Annotated in this window: 13 protein-coding genes; 5 read left to right on the top strand and 8 right to left on the bottom strand. The window is 72.4% G+C overall.

Annotated elements, in window-relative coordinates; genetic code table 11:
- Positions 1-13 precede the first annotated feature (13 nt).
- Genes zwf through eda form a run of 3 tightly spaced genes read left to right on the top strand, consistent with a single transcriptional unit; the run spans position 14 to position 3,928 of the window.
- On the top strand, positions 14-1,489 hold the full coding sequence (gene zwf, locus ACUP6Y_RS21190) for a glucose-6-phosphate dehydrogenase (RefSeq protein WP_462552911.1): 1,476 nt from the start codon (positions 14-16) through the stop codon (positions 1,487-1,489).
- Positions 1,486-3,330 (top strand): phosphogluconate dehydratase, encoded by a 1,845-nt coding sequence (gene edd / locus ACUP6Y_RS21195; RefSeq protein WP_462552912.1) that lies wholly within the window; start codon positions 1,486-1,488, stop codon positions 3,328-3,330. Before zwf ends, edd begins: the two co-directional genes overlap by 4 nt.
- Positions 3,317-3,928 (top strand): bifunctional 4-hydroxy-2-oxoglutarate aldolase/2-dehydro-3-deoxy-phosphogluconate aldolase, encoded by a 612-nt coding sequence (eda, locus tag ACUP6Y_RS21200; RefSeq protein WP_462552914.1) that lies wholly within the window; start codon positions 3,317-3,319, stop codon positions 3,926-3,928. Before edd ends, eda begins: the two co-directional genes overlap by 14 nt.
- On the opposite strand, the gene ACUP6Y_RS21205 is transcribed toward eda, so the two are convergent.
- The 8 genes from ACUP6Y_RS21205 to ACUP6Y_RS21240 form a co-directional block, all read right to left on the bottom strand.
- Complete coding sequence (locus ACUP6Y_RS21205) at positions 3,891-4,361, bottom strand: nucleoside deaminase (protein WP_462556792.1); 471 nt, start codon at positions 4,359-4,361, stop codon at positions 3,891-3,893. The two genes, eda and ACUP6Y_RS21205, sit on opposite strands and share 38 nt — an antisense overlap.
- A gap of 29 nt (positions 4,362-4,390) precedes the next feature.
- Complete coding sequence (locus ACUP6Y_RS21210; RefSeq protein WP_462552915.1) at positions 4,391-4,882, bottom strand: tRNA adenosine deaminase-associated protein; 492 nt, start codon at positions 4,880-4,882, stop codon at positions 4,391-4,393.
- A 59-nt stretch (positions 4,883-4,941) separates the two neighbouring features.
- Complete coding sequence (locus ACUP6Y_RS21215) at positions 4,942-6,060, bottom strand: Dyp-type peroxidase (protein ID WP_462552916.1); 1,119 nt, start codon at positions 6,058-6,060, stop codon at positions 4,942-4,944.
- On the bottom strand, positions 6,057-6,653 hold the full coding sequence (locus ACUP6Y_RS21220) for a class F sortase (RefSeq protein ID WP_462552918.1): 597 nt from the start codon (positions 6,651-6,653) through the stop codon (positions 6,057-6,059). The genes ACUP6Y_RS21215 and ACUP6Y_RS21220 overlap by 4 nt, the downstream gene beginning before the upstream one ends.
- Complete coding sequence (locus ACUP6Y_RS21225) at positions 6,650-7,978, bottom strand: right-handed parallel beta-helix repeat-containing protein (RefSeq protein WP_462552920.1); 1,329 nt, start codon at positions 7,976-7,978, stop codon at positions 6,650-6,652. The genes ACUP6Y_RS21220 and ACUP6Y_RS21225 overlap by 4 nt, the downstream gene beginning before the upstream one ends.
- Entirely contained in the window at positions 7,978-8,670 is a 693-nt protein-coding gene (locus ACUP6Y_RS21230; protein ID WP_462552922.1) for a hypothetical protein, read from the bottom strand. Before ACUP6Y_RS21230 ends, ACUP6Y_RS21225 begins: the two co-directional genes overlap by 1 nt.
- Positions 8,671-8,705: 35 nt before the next feature.
- The gene (locus ACUP6Y_RS21235) at positions 8,706-11,909 is read right to left on the bottom strand and encodes an SdrD B-like domain-containing protein (RefSeq protein ID WP_462552923.1); all 3,204 of its coding nucleotides are present in this window, start codon (positions 11,907-11,909) and stop codon (positions 8,706-8,708) included.
- Positions 11,910-12,109: 200 nt separating this feature from the next.
- A complete protein-coding gene (locus tag ACUP6Y_RS21240) occupies positions 12,110-12,811 on the bottom strand; it encodes a response regulator (RefSeq protein ID WP_462552924.1) in 702 nt (233 codons plus the stop codon).
- A 332-nt stretch (positions 12,812-13,143) separates the two neighbouring features.
- On the opposite strand from ACUP6Y_RS21240, the gene upp reads away from it, so the two are divergent.
- Together upp and ACUP6Y_RS21250 are read left to right on the top strand one after the other, a co-directional pair.
- Entirely contained in the window at positions 13,144-13,788 is a 645-nt protein-coding gene (gene upp, locus ACUP6Y_RS21245) for a uracil phosphoribosyltransferase (protein ID WP_462552926.1), read from the top strand.
- A 5-nt stretch (positions 13,789-13,793) separates the two neighbouring features.
- Entirely contained in the window at positions 13,794-16,106 is a 2,313-nt protein-coding gene (locus ACUP6Y_RS21250; RefSeq protein WP_462552928.1) for a sensor histidine kinase, read from the top strand.
- Positions 16,107-16,126: the final 20 nt, after the last annotated feature.

Genomic DNA, 16,126 nt, shown 5'->3' on the forward strand with positions numbered 1-16,126 from the left:
TACCGTTGCACAGGTGACCGCACCCGACCTCGTGCTTCCCCCTTGCGACTTCACCGTCTTCGGCGGCACCGGCGACCTCGCCCTGCGCAAGCTCCTGCCCGGCCTCTACGAGCAGGAGCGCCGCCGCCAGCTCCCCGCCGGCACCCGGATCATCGGCGTCTCCCGCACCCCGCTCGACGACGCCGGCTACCGCGACCTCGTCACCCACGCGCTCTTCGAGCACGTCACCGAGGACCACCTCGAGGCCGGCGCGCTGCACCGGCTCACCGCCCACCTGCACCACCTCACGCTCGACATCGGCTCCGCCCACGACTGGGATCGGCTGCACGGCCTGCTCAAGGACCGCCCGGCCGGCGAGGAGGCGACCCGGATCCACTACCTCGCCGTCGGCTCCGACCTGTTCGGCGCCCTCTGCGAGCGGCTCGACGACCTCGGCCTGGTCACCCCGCGGTGCCGGGTCGTGCTCGAGAAGCCGATCGGCGCCGACCTCGCCTCCTCGCGCCAGGTCAACGACGCCGTCGCCCGGGTCTTCGAGGAGCGGCAGATCTTCCGGATCGACCACTACCTCGGCAAGGAGAGCGTGCAGAACCTGCTCGTCACCCGCTTCGCCAACGTCTTCCTCGAGCCGATCTGGAACTCCCGCTGGGTCGACCACGTCCAGATCACCGTCGCCGAGACCCTCGGCGTCGAGGACCGCGGCGACTACTACGACCGGGCCGGCGCGCTGCGGGACATGGTGCAGAACCACCTGCTGCAGCTGCTCTGCCTGGTCGCGATGGAGCCGCCCGCCCGCGTCGGCGGGGTCGTCGGCGGGGACGCGCACGACGCCGTCCGTGACGAGAAGCTCAAGGTGCTGCGCGCCCTCGCACCGCTCACCGGGGCGGACGTCGACCGGGCCACGGTGCGCGGCCAGTACTCGACGTACGGAACCGAGCTGGGACACCCCAGCACCACCGAGACCTTCGTCGCGCTGCGGGCCGAGGTGCAGAACTGGCGCTGGTCCGGTGTGCCCTTCTACCTGCGCACCGGCAAGCGGCTGGCCCGCCAGGAGTCGACGATCGAGGTGGTGTTCAAGGAGCCGCCGCACGCGATGTTCCCCGACAGCGAGGGCGTCACGACGCCCAACCGGCTGACCATCCGGATGCAGCCCGACGAGGGCATGCAGCTGCACCTCACCGCCAAGCACCCCGGCCCGGGCGGCATCCGGCTGCACCCCGCGTCCCTCGACCTCGCCTGGGCGGACGCCTTCGACGAGCGCAGCCCCGAACCCTACGAGCGCCTGCTTCGTGACGTGATGCGCGGCGTCCCCACGCTGTTCATGCGCCGCGACGAGGTGGAGGCCGCCTGGGGCTGGGTGGAGCCGATCCTCGACCGGTGGCGGGAGGCCGCCGTCGAGCCGCTCCACTACCACCCCGGCACCGCCGGTCCCGCGGCTGCCGACCGCCTGCTTGCTCGGGACGGCCGCGCCTGGCAGGAGGTCGGCCGATGAGTGACCTGCACCCCGTCCTCGCCGAGGTCACCCGGCGGCTCGTCGAGCGCAGCGCGACGAGCCGGTCGGCGTACCTCGACCGGGTCCGGGCCGCCGCCGTCCGCGGACCCGCGCGCGGCCGGCTGGCCTGTGCCAACCTCGCGCACGGCTTCGCCGCGGCCGAGGGCGGCGCGAAGACCGAGCTGGCCCGTGGCCAGAAGCCCAACCTGGCGATCGTCACCAGCTACAACGACATGCTCTCCGCGCATCAGCCGTACGGCGCGTACCCGCCCGTGCTCAAGGACGCGGTGATCCGTGCGGGCGGGCTCGCGCAGGTCGCGGGCGGCGTGCCCGCGATGTGCGACGGGATCACCCAGGGCCGCGACGGCATGCAGCTCTCGCTCTACAGCCGCGACGTGATCGCCATGTCGACCGCGATCGCGCTCTCCCACGACATGTTCGACGCGGCACTGCTGCTCGGTGTGTGCGACAAGATCGTGCCCGGGCTGCTGATCGGGGCCTTGTCGTTCGGGCACCTGCCGACCGTGTTCGTGCCCGCCGGACCGATGACCTCCGGCCTGCCGAACGGCGAGAAGGCCCGGGTGCGACAGGCCTACGCCGAGGGCAAGGCCGGGCGCGAGGAGCTGCTCGCGGCCGAGGCCGCGTCGTACCACTCCAAGGGGACCTGCACCTTCTACGGCACCGCCAACTCCAACCAGCTGCTGATGGAGGTGATGGGCCTGCACCTGCCGGGCTCCTCCTTCGTCAACCCGGACACACCGCTGCGCGAGGCGCTCACCCGGGAGGCCGCCGCCGTGGCGGTACGCCGGGCCGCGGGCTCGACGCCGGGGATCGGCGAGCAGGTCGACGAGCGGGTCGTGCTCAACGCCTGTGTCGCACTGCTCGCCAGCGGCGGGTCGACCAACCACACCCTGCACCTGGTCGCCATCGCCCGCGCGGCCGGGATCCTGCTCAGCTGGGACGACCTCGCGGACCTGTCGGCCGTCGTACCCCTGCTGGCGCGGGTGTACCCGAACGGCGCGGCCGACGTGAACCACTTCCACGCCGCGGGCGGGATCGGGCTCCTGGTGCGCACCCTGCTCGGCGCGGGGCTGCTGCACGAGGACGTCGAGACCATCGTGGGCCGGGGGCTGCGACGCTATGCGACCGAGCCGGTGCTGACCGACGGCGAGCTGTCATGGCGGCCGGGCCCGTCGTCGAGCCTCGATCCGGAGGTGCTGCGGCCGGCCGACTCTCCGTTCTCGGTGGACGGCGGGCTGAAGGTGGTGCGCGGGCCGCTCGGAACCGGCGTCGTGAAGACGTCGGCCGTCGCGGTCGAGCACCGGGTGGTCTCCGCGCCGGCGCGGGTGTTCGACGACCAGCACGACTTCCTGACCGCCTTCGCCGCCGGCGAGCTGGACGGCGTCGACCTGGTGGCGGTGATCAGGTACCAGGGGCCGGCCGCCAACGGGATGCCCGAGCTGCACAAGCTGACCCCGGCGCTCGGCGTCCTGCAGGACCGGGGGCAGCGGGTCGCGCTCGTGACCGACGGCCGGATGTCCGGCGCGTCCGGCAAGGTCCCCGCCGCCATCCACGTCACCCCCGAGGCCGCCCTCGGCGGGCCGCTGTCCCGGGTGCGCGATGGCGACGTGGTCACGCTCGACGCGGACGCCGGGGTGCTCTCGATCGCGGCCGACCTGGCCGGGCGCCCGGCGGTCGGGGCCGCTCCCGCCGGCGACGCCTGGGCCGGCACCGGTCGCGAGCTGTTCGCCGCCTTCCGCGCCACCGTCGGCCCGGCCGACCAGGGCGCGTCGATCTTCCCCGTCCCCACTGCCCCGGAGGTCTCCCTTGTCTCCTCTTGACCTGGTCCCCGTCTTGCCGGTGGTCGTCATCGACGAACTGGCCAGCGCCGTACCGCTGGCCCGGGCGCTCGTCGACGGCGGCCTGCCCGCCCTCGAGCTCACCCTGCGCACCCCCGTCGCCCTCGACGCGATCCGCGCGATCGCCGCCGAGGTGCCCGAGATCGCGCTCGGCGCCGGGACGGTCACCACGCCCGGCCAGGCCGCCGCGGCGGTGGCCGCCGGCGCGGGCTTCCTGGTCTCCCCCGGCTACACGCCGGCCCTGCTGGGCGCGATGCGGGACACCGGCGTGCCCTTCCTCCCCGGCACCTCCACGGTCTCCGAGGTGCTGAGCGTCGTGGAGACGGGCGTGACGGAGATGAAGTTCTTCCCCGCGGAGGCGGCCGGCGGGACGGCGTACCTGAGGGCGGTCGCGGGTCCCCTCCCCCAGGCCCGGTTCTGCCCCACCGGCGGGATCCGGCCCGGCTCGGCCCCCGACTACCTCGCGCTGCCCAATGTCGGCTGCGTCGGCGGCACCTGGCTCACCCCCGCCGACGCCGTCGCCGCCGGCGACTGGACGCGGATCAGCCGGCTGGCCGCCGAGGCCGCCATCCTCCGATAGTCCCGCGCTGGGCCGAGAAGAAGCCGTCGAGCAGCGCAGTCGACTCCTCGGCCAACACCCCGGCGACCACCTCGGGGCGGTGGTTGAGCCGGCGGTCGCGTACGACGTCCCACAGCGACCCGACAGCGCCGGCCTTGGCGTCGTACGCACCGAACACGACCCGGTCGACCCGGGACAGGACGGCGGCGCCGGCGCACATGGTGCAGGGCTCGAGGGTGACGACGAGGGTGCAGCCGGTGAGCCGCCACTCGCCGCGGGCGGCCGCCGCCTCACGCAGGGCGACGACCTCGGCGTGGCCGGTCGGGTCGGCGTCGCGCTCGCGGACGTTGCGGCCGGTGCCGAGGACGGCACCCTCGGGAGAGACGACGACCGCACCGATGGGGACGTCGCCGGTGGCGAGCGCGGCGCGGGCCTGGGCGAGGGCCGCGCGCATCGGCTCCTCCCAGCGGCGCAGCGGCCCGCTCACGCGGAGGTCAGGCCGACGGCGTCGTCGAAGAGGTCGCCGAAGCCGAGGCCGCGGGCGATCTCGGAGAGCATCTCGTCGGGGTACAGCTCGTCGTCGTCGAGGATCGCGGCGAGGTCCATCGCGTCGACGCCGAGGTCGCTGAGCAGCTCGAGGTCGCCGGCCGGCTCGGGATCGTCCTCGTCGTCGACCGGGGGCAGGCCGAGGTGCTCCACGACGATCGCCGCCATCTCCCACTCGGTCGCTGCGGTGATGTCGGACAGCATCACCCGGGTCCGCGGCCCGGCGACGCGGACGACGACGAAGAAGTCCTCGTCGACGGCGACCAGCCCGACCGCGCCGCCGTCACCGGGGAACCGGCGCAGCGCGGTGGCGAGGGTGTCGACGTCGGTCGCGTGGTCGGGCGACAGCTCGGAGACCTGCCACACGCCCTCCTCGCGATAGGCGGCGACGGCGAAGTCGACGGATTCGATGGCCGAGCTGGCGGTCATGCGTCCAGCGTGGCACGGGACCGGTCACAGGGCCAGAGGGTTTCGCCGCCTTGCGGGTATCAGCCGAACAGAGTCGACCCGAGCGGGCGGGTCGCGGAGTGCCCGGGAAGCACGAGGAAGGTGCCCGACGCGGTGGTGGTGGCGAACTCCATCATCCGGTCGGACTCGTCGAGGCGCTGCATGGTCGCGGTGAATGCGCGCAGGGTGTTCTGGAAGCTGATGAACAGCAGGCCCGGGGACGGCTCGTCGATGGAGTACGAGCGGCGCAGCATCATCGGTACGCCGACGTCGAGCGGGTGCGCGCGCCGGACATGGGCGTCGGCCGGGATGAGATAGCTGCCGTCGGGCGTCTTGGCGGTGAGGTTCGGGTCGCCCTCGCCGGAGAGCGGGACCGAGGTGCTCCGCACCCGCCCGACCGCGGCCTCCTGCTCACCGGTCGACAGTCCGCGCCAGGCGTCGACGTCGATCCGGAACCGGCGGACGACGGCGATCGTGCCGCCCACGACCTGCTCCGGGCCGGCCAGCCAGACCGACTCGTCGAGCTCCTCGGTCCCGCGGGGCGCGATGATCCCGTCCTGGAAGCCCTGGACGTTGCGGGCCGCCTCGACCCCCTTGTCCGAGGTGGCCTCGGCGGGGCCGCGCCAGGCCCGCTGCGACCAGCGCGGCGTGGCCCGCGCGCCGAGGAGCTCGCGCACGGAGGTGAGCGCCATCGACACCACGAGCGGGTCGGTGGCGCAGACCTGCACCCACAGGTCGCCGCCGCGCTCGCGGTCGGCCATCTCCTCGCGTCGGAAGTCGGGCAGCGCGCTCGCGCCGGGCAGGGCGGGGTCGACCGTCGCGACCAGCCGCGGTCCGATCCCCACCGTGACCGTGAGGTCGCCGGGCGCGACGCCCTGGACGCCCGCGTCGGTCAGCTCGGCGATCAGCGTGCCGAGATCGCGCAGCAGCGGTCCCGGCCGGTCGCCGACGTCGAGGACGAGCGAGACCAGATGGGCCTGCGGCAGGGTCGGGCGGGCGATGCCGGCCTGCTGGTCGCCGTGCGGGTCGACGGCCCGGGGACCGGAGCTGCCGGCCCCCGCCTTCGGGGCCGGATCGCCGTCGGCGGCCCGGCAGGCGGCCAGACCCACCGCCGACGCCACCCCGAGGCCGACCAGGCCGCGGCGGGTGGTGCCGCTCATCGGTCGGAGACGGGGGTCGCGTACCAGATCGTGCGGTGGGACCAGCGGCCCGGACCGAGCCGCTTGCCCGAGCAGACCACGATCACCAGCTGCTCCGGTCCCCACCAGCGGAAGGCCTTCTTCCGCGGGACCTTGGCGGCGCGGTACTGCTTGCGCTTGGTGACCTGGTAGCAGGCCACCTTGGCCCCGTCGCCCTTGGTGAGCACCAGCCGGTCGCCCGCATGCAGCGAGTGCAGCAGCGCGTTGCCGAGCGCGGAGTCGTCGGGCCAGGTGTGCGCCGCCATGATCACGGTGCCCTCGCCCTCGCCGGGCCGCACCTGCGGGTCGAGTCCCATCAGCCACTTGCCGCGCTTGGAGACCGGCGGCGTGCCGACCGCACCGGAGGCGGTACGACGCACGCGAACCACTCCCACCGATCGGCCGATCGCCGCGATGGTGGCCTTGGTCGGCTTGAACGGGCCGGCCGGTGCCGCGCAGGTGACGCCGGTCCGCACCCGCCCCTCGGACTCGGCACCGGACGCACCGGGGACGGCGGCTCCCGCCAGCGCGAGCGTGAGCGCCGCGGCCACGGCGGTGCGGCGCAGGCGGTTCACGACGCCGCCCACAGCAGGTCGGCGAACAGGGAGCGCGGCGGCAGCTGGATGCTCGCCAGGTCGGGCATGGCCACGGTGGCCGGCAGCGGCTCGGGCACCTGCTCGACGTCGGTCAGGCCGGGCTGGTCCGGCGGCATCGGCACCTCCAGGAAGCTGATCCCGGCCGGCGCGGCGGCCAGTGCGGTGAGCGCGGCGGCCTCGACGGCAGCCCCCTTGGTCGACCCGTCGCAGGCCGCGCCGGCGAGACTCGCCGGCAGGGTGGTGATCCCCGGCTCCGGGCAATTGCCGACGCCGGGAGTCGCGGACGAGGAGATGTCGGCGAAGTCGACCCGGTTGCCGTCGTACGCGTTGCCGTCGAACTGGTTGGCGAGCGCCGGCAGGTCGCTGTTGTGGGCCACGGCGACGCCGGTGCGGGGGTGCCCCTCGACCCGGTTGCGGACGAACCGGTTCTCGGTGCCGCCGGAGATGCCGATCCCGATCCCGAAGCCGCCGTCGGCCTGGGCCGGGGTCTGCTCGTGGTCGTTGTCGACGACCAGGTTGCCGGCCACCACGTCGCCGGTCTCGGGGATGAAGGCCTCCTGGTAGTCGGACAGGAAGGTCATCCCGACCCGGTTGGAGCTGAACCGGTTGCCGACCACCATCATCGGCTCGGAGGCGTTGGCGTTCTCGAACCCGACCGCGTTGCGCTCGCCGACGTTGCCGGTGACGAGGATGTCGCAGGCCCGGCACTGGCCGACGTAGAAGCCGCTGTCGGCCGAGCCGCTCGCGTAGTTGTCGCGGATGACGCCGTGCTGGGCGTCGAACGCGTAGATGCCGTAGAGGCCGTTGTCGGCGGCCGTCACGTGGTCGATCTGGAAGCGCTGCAGCGGCGGGAACTCCTCGGGGTCGAAGTTCTCGTAGCCGTCGTCGTTGTTGGCGCGCGGACCGTTGTCGTCGTGCAGCCCGGTGACCAGGACGCCGTAGAAGGTGTGGTTGCGGACGGTGAGGTTCTGGACCCGCACCCCGTCGGCGATGCCGACGACGCCGTGGGGGCGGATGCCCTCGCCGTCGATGACGACCTGGTTGCGGTCGGTGCCGCGCACGGTGACGTCCTCGGTCCGCACGACCACGCTCTCGTGGTAGGTGCCGGGCGAGACGAGGACGAGGCCGCCCTCGGCGACCGCGTCGACGCCCTTCTGGATCGTCGGGGCATCCTGCGGCACCCGGACGACGGGGGAGCCTGCGGGCGGGGAGCTCTGGGGGGGACCCTCCTCACCCGCGCCGCAGGCGCTCAGGAGCACGGCCATCAGGGCCGTGAGCAGTGCTGCGGAAACCCGTCGGGTCATCACTTCCTCCTCAGGAACCGCAGCACCTTACCGGGGATCTCGTCGGCCGCGCCGGACGCCTCGACCTCGAACACCGCCGGCTCGCCGGCCCCGATCCGGGCCTCCATCCGCTGCAGGTGACCGGTGGTGTCCACCCAGTACGTCGTCCTCGACTCGGTCTTGCCGTCCGCGGAGCCGGGACCGGTCATCACCCAGACCCGGTCGTCGCCCTTGCCCTCGACCCGCAGCAGCCGGGCGCTGCTCTGGCGCAGCAGCGCCGGGTTCTCCGGCCGGTCGTCGCCCAGCTGCAGGGCCAGCGCCAGGGCGACGTCGAGCGGCTGGGAGGTGTCCATCGCCCGCTGGGTCCACGCCGTCGCCTTCGGCACCTGCGCCGGGTCGTCGCCGGCCGCGGTGCCGACCTGCTCACTGCTCCAGGCGATGACGCCCTGGCCGACCGGGTCGGAGGTCGCGGAGTCACTCGCCCGATAGGTGCCGTACGCCGCGCCCGCCCGCAGGTCGACGAGGACGTCGGCGTCCATGTCCACCGTCCCCTGGGCCGTGATCGCGAGCCGGATGCTCCCGGCGGAGTAGTTGTTGAACCGGACCACCGCCAGCGCCTGCGCCTGCGCGTCCGAGAGCGGGCGCGGGTCGTCCTGCCGTGGGGCCGCCGCCTGCTGACCACTGCAGGCAGCCAGGCAGACGGCAGCGGCCACGACGAGGAGTGCTCGCCGTGGCCGCTGCCGTGTCATCACTGCTGAACGGTCTCAGGCAGGACACGCGCACCCGTCGCCGGGGTACCCGCAACCGCGCCGGTCTTGGCGTGGAACTTGTCCTTGTCCTTCAGCTTCTCGCCCTTCGGACCCACACCCTTGATGGTGATCTTGTCCGCGTGCAGCGCAGCGTTGGCCTTGAGGGTGAGCTTGGCCGTGCAGACGAAGGTGACGCCCGGCTTCCAGGTCGTCGGGTTCGCCCCGAAGCTGGCCTTCCAGGTCACCACACCCTTCTTGTTCGCCTTGGCCTTCGAGCCGTCCGGGAAGGTGCACTTGAAGTTCGTGACCTTGGCGCCCTTGAGCGTCTTGTCACTGACCTTCACGTTGTGGACCGGAGCGGTGCCGACGTTGGTGGCAGGCATCTCGATCTTGCGGGTCTTGCCCGGCTTGAAGACCATCGCCTGCTTCTTGGTGTCGGCCTCGGTCCCGGTCTTCTTGTCCCGCTTGGTGATCACGATCTCCGGGTGGTAGCCCGTGGTCGCGTAGTAGCGGTCCGCGTCGGTCACCGGAGCCGCCCCGGCCACCGGCAGCCCGGTGATCGGGTTGAACTGCTCGGCGACGACCTTGATCTCGTCACCATGGTCCTCACCGGCCTCCAGGTTGACCGAGCCGGTGCAGGGGAACGAGTCGCCCGGCTCGAAGATGCCACCCCAGGTCGTTCCCGACGCCGGGCCGCCCAGTGCCGAGAAGTCACAGGTCAGACCCGTCATCGCCGGCTTGCTGAGCGTCTGGTCGGAGACGTTCACGTTGCCGAGCGCGGCCGAGCCGTCGTTGGTGACGATCATCTTCACCGACTGCGGACCGGTCATGCCGTCCGCACCCGCCTGGTAGACCGTCGGCGACGCCTGGTTGTTCGCGTGCGACAGGGCGCCGCCCGGAGGACCGGCCAGGCGGCCGTCGTACTTGACGATGTGGATGCTCGGGATCGGCGCGAAGCCGATGTCGAAGCTGTGGTCGTTCTCGCCCGGGTCGCCCGTGGTGACGGGAACGGTCGGGAAGCCGTCCACCATCGACGCCTTGTTGCCGTCCTCGCCGGCGCCCGGCTTGGTCAGCTGCCAGACCGCGGGGTCGAGCGGAGCGCCGGCCGCGTAGTCGTCGGGGTTGTCCATCTTGATGACGTACGCGGAGTTGTAGGCGATGTCCGGGAACTCGCGCGAGTCGAAGTAGTACTCGCCCTTGTCGTTGGTCACCGTCGTGGCGACCAGGTTGCCCTGCTCGTCGTACAGGTTGACCGTGGCGCCGACCACCGGCAGCTCGCCGGCGCTCTGCGAGCCGGTCGCCGCGTCGTTGTACCAGACCCGGTTGCCGATCTGGATCGGCGCGAGGTCGCACAGGACGTCCATGTCGGCCAGACCCTGGCCCTTGCCGTAGTTGGTGCCGAAGCCGCTGGCCTCACCGATCGTCTGACCATGCACCGTGTTGCCGGTGTCGCGGTTCTTGACGGTGATCGCCTGGGTGTTGATCGCACCGCCGCCGTCCATCTCGTCGATGATCAGGCCGACCTCGGCCCGGCTCATGGTCATGCCGGCGAAGGTGCCCAGCGGGTGGACCGTGGTCGTGTCGTAGAACCACGACGCGTTGGGCGTGGTCACCGGGACACCACAGCCGCCGTCCACGTCCAGGACGTAGGCGCCGTTCTCGCGGCAGGCCTTGTTGAGACCGCCACCGACCTGGGTGTACGGGTAGACCGTGCCGCCGGACTCGCGCTCACGAGCGAGGTTGACGCCGCCCATGTCGCCGTTGCGGTCGCGGAAGGCGAGGTCCAGGTCACCATTGGCCTCGACGACGATCTTGCCGAGCATCGGGGTCGAGAGCGCGTTCTGGCCGTTGTTGCCGCACCACAGCTCGGTGTTCCAGGCGTACCAGCCGGCGTCGCCCATGCAGTGGTAGCCGTCGCCCGCCCGGGTGTAGTCGTTCAGCTGCTTGTCGATGGCCTGCCCGGTCAGGGCGTAGGTGTTCTCGTCGAAGGTCAGCACCACCGCCCGCAGCGAGTCGGGACGCGGGTCGGCCGTGGTCGCCTCGGTCTCACCGGAGCAGACGCCGCCGACGTAGAGGGTGCCCTCGTCCTCGCCGAGGCCCATCGGGCGCCAGTCGTCGGCGCTCGCGCATGCGGGCGTGGGCTGCGGGATCGCGAAGGAGGTCAGCGCGACCGCCGCGCCGGAGGTGTCGGTGGCGTCGTAGACGTAGACCTTCTTGTCCGCCATGTTGACGACGAAGAGCTTGGAGTAGTCGTCGCTCATGACGATCGCGCCGAGCGACTCCTTGCCGACCACGGCCGCGAACGCGGCGTCCTCGTCGCCGCCGTCGGCGACGGTGGTGAAGTCGTGCGGCGTGGTGCCGGCGTTGGGCACCGTCGCGAACGCCTTGGTCTGGCCCGTCGCGGGGTCGGTGACGTAGATGCCGCCGGCGCCGAGCGAGCCGTAGGCGCCGTTCCGCTTCGCGTAGGCCGCGGAGAAGACGTTCTTGCGGACCCGGTCGTAGGCGATGCCGTAGACGGTGCCGGTGCCGATCCCGGCCCCGGGGGTGTCCGCCGACTGGGCGATGTCGTCGTAGCTGACCGACGTGTAGTTCTTCAGGAACAGGGTGTCGCGCGCGCTGGTGTCGACCGCGTTGGAGACGGCATGGTTGAAGATGCCGGGCTGGCAGGCGTTGGCGACCTGCGGGTTCGACTGGCAGTAGTCGCGCGGACGCCAGAAGCCCGTGGTCACCGCGACATCGCCGTCGGTCAGGTCGACGAACTCCTGGTTCGACGACAGCCGGACCGCCGACGGGGTGTCCGCCGGGTCGTCGAAGGACGCGACGGCCGGCTCGAAGCGGGTCGGGTCGGGGTTGGCCACGTTGACGCGGTACTTGCCGCCGGCCAGTCGGGTGTCGCCGGCGGGCAGCGTCGCCACACCGTTGGCGTCGGTCACCAGGTCGATGCTGGTGCCGAAGGGGTCGGTCACCGTGACCGTGGCACCGGCGAAGGGCAGGTCGATCACCGCGTCGTACTGGCCGTTGCCGCCCATGTCGCGGATGACGCGCACGGTGAGTGCATCGTCGCCGCTGGCGGCCTGGGCCGGTACGGCGGCCGGGCCGGCCACGCTGAAGGTCACCGCACCCGCCGCGACCGCGGCGAGCGCCGTCAGTCGCGCGACCGCGCGGCGCGGGAGCAGTTCGCGCCCAGAAGGTCCTGACGTCACGTCGAGTTCCTCGCTTCGGTGATGAGGGGGAGGACAAAGCAGGGTGATCCCAAAGATCCTCATGGAGGCTAGTGGGGCTATTGAGGCCCACTCCAGACTTCAACAATTCTGGCGATGAAATGTCCCCCGAAAGGGGGACATAACCGGGTGACATCGGGTGACGCCCCACATTCTTGACCCCTTTTCAGGGGTCAAAGACATCAATTCAGCTCTGACCCGCCGTCGGCGGGCGCCGGCGACATCAGCCCGTCTCGGATCGCCTCCCGGTTGAGGTCGATCTTGGTCCGCACCGGGCGACCCACCTCGGCGTACTTCCCCTTCACCCGCTCGAGGTACTTCTTGACGGTGTCCCGCTTGACCCCGAGCGCGACGGCGACGGCATCGAGGGTCAGACCGGACGCGTAGAGGACCAGGGCGCGCTCCTCCTGGTCGCTCAGCCGCGGCCGCTGGGCGTCGCCGGCCATCACGCTGGCCAGCTCGGGGGTGATCCACTGGCGACGCCGAAGCACCGCCCACACCGCGGCGATGATGTCCTCCTCGGTGTCCCTCTTGCCCACGAACCCGGACACGCCGGCCCGGATCATCGCGCGGACCAGCGGCACCGAGGCCATCGCCGAGAGCACCAGGACGCGCAGACCCGAGCGCACCAGCCGCTCGACGACGGCCGGGTCCGCGTCGCGGCCACGATCGACGACCAGGTCGAGCACGACGAGGTGCGGCAGCGTCTGCGGCGTGCCTCCGGCCATCCAGGCGACCAGCTCGTCGAGGGTCTCGCTGGAGTACACGACCCGCAGCCCGGGCTGGCGGCCGAGGAGCTCCTCGGTCCGCAGGCGCTGCAGCCGGTGGTCCTCGACGATCGCCACACGCCAGTACGCGGGTACGCCCTCTTGCACCTCGACCACGAGCCCGGTCCTCCTCACATCCACGACATCCGCCGAATTCCGCTTCCCGACAAGCGGGACGGATCATGGCACGTCGCGATGACACGATGCAGGGCACCGAATTTCGATTCGCGCGGCCGCTCGGTCGAATTCCCTGATGAATTCGGGGATGAATTCGGGGATGAATTCCGCGGGCCGCGAGAACATGTTCCGCGACGCATTCGGGCTCGCTCGACTCCGCGCCTGAGCGGGGGCCCGGGCCGTGTCTCCCCTTCCTCGGTGGATGGCCAGGTCGTCCGGCGCGTGCGATGGCCAGGCGCCGGGGAAGGGGAGACACGGCCTAGGCTCCTCCCATGCGCACCCTGGTCGTGGATCACCCCCTCGTCGCCCACAAGCTGACCGTGCTCCGCGACAAGGACACCGACTCCCCGACCTTCCGGTCCCTGGCCGACGAGCTGGTCACCCTGCTGGCCTACGAGGCCACCCGCGACGTGCGCGTCGAGGCGACCGAGATCGAGACCCCGGTCGCCGCGACGACCGGCACCCGGCTCGCCGCGCCGCGTCCGCTCGTCGTACCGATCCTGCGGGCGGGCCTCGGCATGCTCGACGGCATGGTCCGGCTGCTGCCGACGGCCGAGGTGGGCTTCTTGGGCATGGTCCGCAACGAGGAGACCCTCGAGGCGACGACCTACGCCGAGCGCCTGCCCGAGGACCTGTCCGGCCGCCAGTGCTACGTGGTCGACCCGATGCTCGCCACCGGCGGCACCCTCGCGGCGGCGATCCGGTTCCTGGTCGAGCGCGGCGCCGACCACATCACCGCGGTCTGTCTGCTCGCCGCGCCCGAGGGCTGCGCGCGCCTCGAGAGGGAGCTGGGCGACCTCGCCATCCCGGTGACGATCGTGACCGCGGCGATGGACGAACGGCTCAACGAGAAGGGCTACATCGTGCCCGGCCTGGGCGACGCGGGCGATCGGATGTACGGCATCGCCGCCGGTTGAGCTCCGTGGCAGGACCGGCCCCCACGGTGCCCGCACGGTGGGTGACGGACGCCTTCGAGCAGTCGGTGCGCACGGCGCTGTTGCTGGCCATCGTCCTCTGGCAGCCGATCTCCGTCCTCACGGTCCTCGCCACCCCCGGCCTGCAGGTGTCCCCCGCGCTCCTGGTCGCCGCGCACGCCGCGCAGCTCCTCCTGGCCCTGGCCACCTTGGTCCACCGCTGGCCGGTCGCGCCCTGCTACGTCGTGCAGACCGCGCTGGTGGTCATGGAGGTGCAGGCACTCTCCACACTGCACGGGCCCTTCGCACTGTTCCTCTTCTGGACCGCATGCCTGCTCCCCGGGAACGCGACGCTGATGGTGCGCGGGCGGGGCTGGCCACTCGTCACGGTCGGGATCACGACGGTCCTGGTGGCGGCGATCGCGCTCCTCCGTACCGGGTGGGGGCCTCGTACGGCGACGACCACACTGGTCATCGCGCTCGCGGTGAGCATCGCGGCCCGCGCCTTCCGCCGTACCGGGCACGCCTTCGCCCGCGACACCGACCGACTGGTCTGGCTCGCCGAGGAGGAGCGGCGCAGGGTGCTCGCCGTGAGATCCGCGAGTCGCGAGGCGACCGAGGACGCACGGGTCCTGCACGACACCGTCATCAACACGCTCGCGGCGATCGCCTCCGGGGGCCGCGCCGTCTCGGATCCGGCCCTCGTCCGGCGCCGGTGCGCCGACGACGCGGACCGGGCGGAGGCGAGACTGATGGGCCGCCGGGGCGCGGGGCACGGCATCGCCGCCGCGATCGGGCGCGCGAGTCTCCTCATGCCCGTGCTCCGAACGGGCATGAGCGACCCCGAGCTCGCCCACTACGAGGCCTTGATCACGGCCGAGGCCGCCGAGGCGATCGGAGCCGCCGTCGAGGAGCTGGTCCGCAACGCGGCCAAGCACTCCGGGGCCGAGCAGGTCCACGTGAGGTGCGTCCGCACCTCCTCGCATCTCGTGATCACGGTGTCCGACGACGGCGCCGGCTTCGACCGCTCGCCGCCTCCGCGCGGCGGACTGGCCCAGTCGGTGGTCGCCCGGACGCGGGAGCAGGATGTGGCGACGACGATCCACAGCGCACCCGGCGCCGGCACGTCGGTGCAGCTGTCCTGCCCCCTCGACCAAGGCCGTGCCCACGCGCCGGAACGAGGACCGGAGCCGACGGACGACTCGTCGTACCCGGTCAGGCGAATGCGGCGGGTCGCGGGCTGGGCATGGGCGAGTGCCATGACGGGTGCGAGCCTGGCGACGGCACTCGTCCACCCGCGGCTCCTCGAGGCACACCTCAGCGTCGCCCTCCTCGTCGGGGTCTGCCTCCTGTGCGCCTGGTCGTGCCGTCACGACCGCGACCTGCCACCGTGGGGCGCGGCCGTCGTGGCAACGAGCGTCCCGATCGTCTACGTGCTCGAGCTGAGGGCCGCCGACCCCCGTGCCGCGGCCGTCGACCAGTGGCTGAGCCTGAGCCTCACGGCCCTCTTCGCCCTCCTCCTCGCCCTGCCGGCCACCCTGCGACCGTTGCAGGCCGCACTCGGCCTGTTGGGGGCCGCGGTGGGCACTGCCGTGGTCGTCGCGTGGCCGCACGGCCCCGAGGCCGTCCTCCTCGTCCTGGTCGGGCTCGCACCCCAGGCTGCCATCACCGGGGCCTGGGCGGTGTTCTCGGCAAGCCTCGGCTGGATCGCACGGAAGTCCGAGCGAGCTCGACACGAGGCGCGGACCGCACGCGCCGAGGCCAGCGCACGCGCCCGGACCATGGCCGCGCGAGCCCGGTGGACCGGCGCCGGGCTCGACGGCTCGATCGCGCTCCTGCGACGGATGGCCGCGGGTACGGAGGACATCCGCTCCGCGGACATCCAGCGCCGGTGTGCGGCCGAGGAGCACCACCTTCGCCAGGTCGTGCAGATCGACCCGGAGATCGTCCACCTCAGCGGGTGGTTCGCCCACTCCCTGACCGAGGCCCGATCGCGATCGGTGAACCTGACCATCCGCGGGGACGGAACGGACGCACCGGACGACGCCACCGCCGCCCTGCTCGGCCAGGTCCTCCTCTCCGCGGTCACGACGGCACCCGAGGGTGCCGGCGTCACGGTCGGCCTGTTCGGGGAGCGTGACTCCACCCACCTCCTCGTGGTCACCGGCGCCGACGAGCTGGGCTCGGTCGACGTACCCGACGTACCCGACGTGCCCGCTGCCTCGTGGCTGGTCACCCGGCGCCGGCTGAACCGCCAGGGTCTGCTCGAGGTCGTCTGGCAGCGCCCGCCGACCGCCGGGCGCGCCCACCTCGTGGGGTGAGTCGGCATCACGGATTCGGG

It is taken from the genome of Nocardioides sp. S5-5, from assembly GCF_054954065.1.

Bases quoted from the DNA above. Each gene is read 5' to 3' on its own strand.
- ACUP6Y_RS21210 (WP_462552915.1), bottom strand. From the start codon at position 4,882: ATGACCGCCAGCTCGGCCATCGAATCCGTCGACTTCGCCGTCGCCGCC.
- ACUP6Y_RS21205 (WP_462556792.1), bottom strand. From the start codon at position 4,361: ATGCGCGCGGCCCTCGCCCAGGCCCGCGCCGCGCTCGCCACCGGCGAC.
- upp (WP_462552926.1), top strand. From the start codon at position 13,144: ATGCGCACCCTGGTCGTGGATCACCCCCTCGTCGCCCACAAGCTGACC.
- ACUP6Y_RS21215 (WP_462552916.1), bottom strand. From the start codon at position 6,060: ATGAGCGGCACCACCCGCCGCGGCCTGGTCGGCCTCGGGGTGGCGTCG.
- ACUP6Y_RS21225 (WP_462552920.1), bottom strand. From the start codon at position 7,978: ATGACCCGACGGGTTTCCGCAGCACTGCTCACGGCCCTGATGGCCGTG.
- edd (WP_462552912.1), top strand. From the start codon at position 1,486: ATGAGTGACCTGCACCCCGTCCTCGCCGAGGTCACCCGGCGGCTCGTC.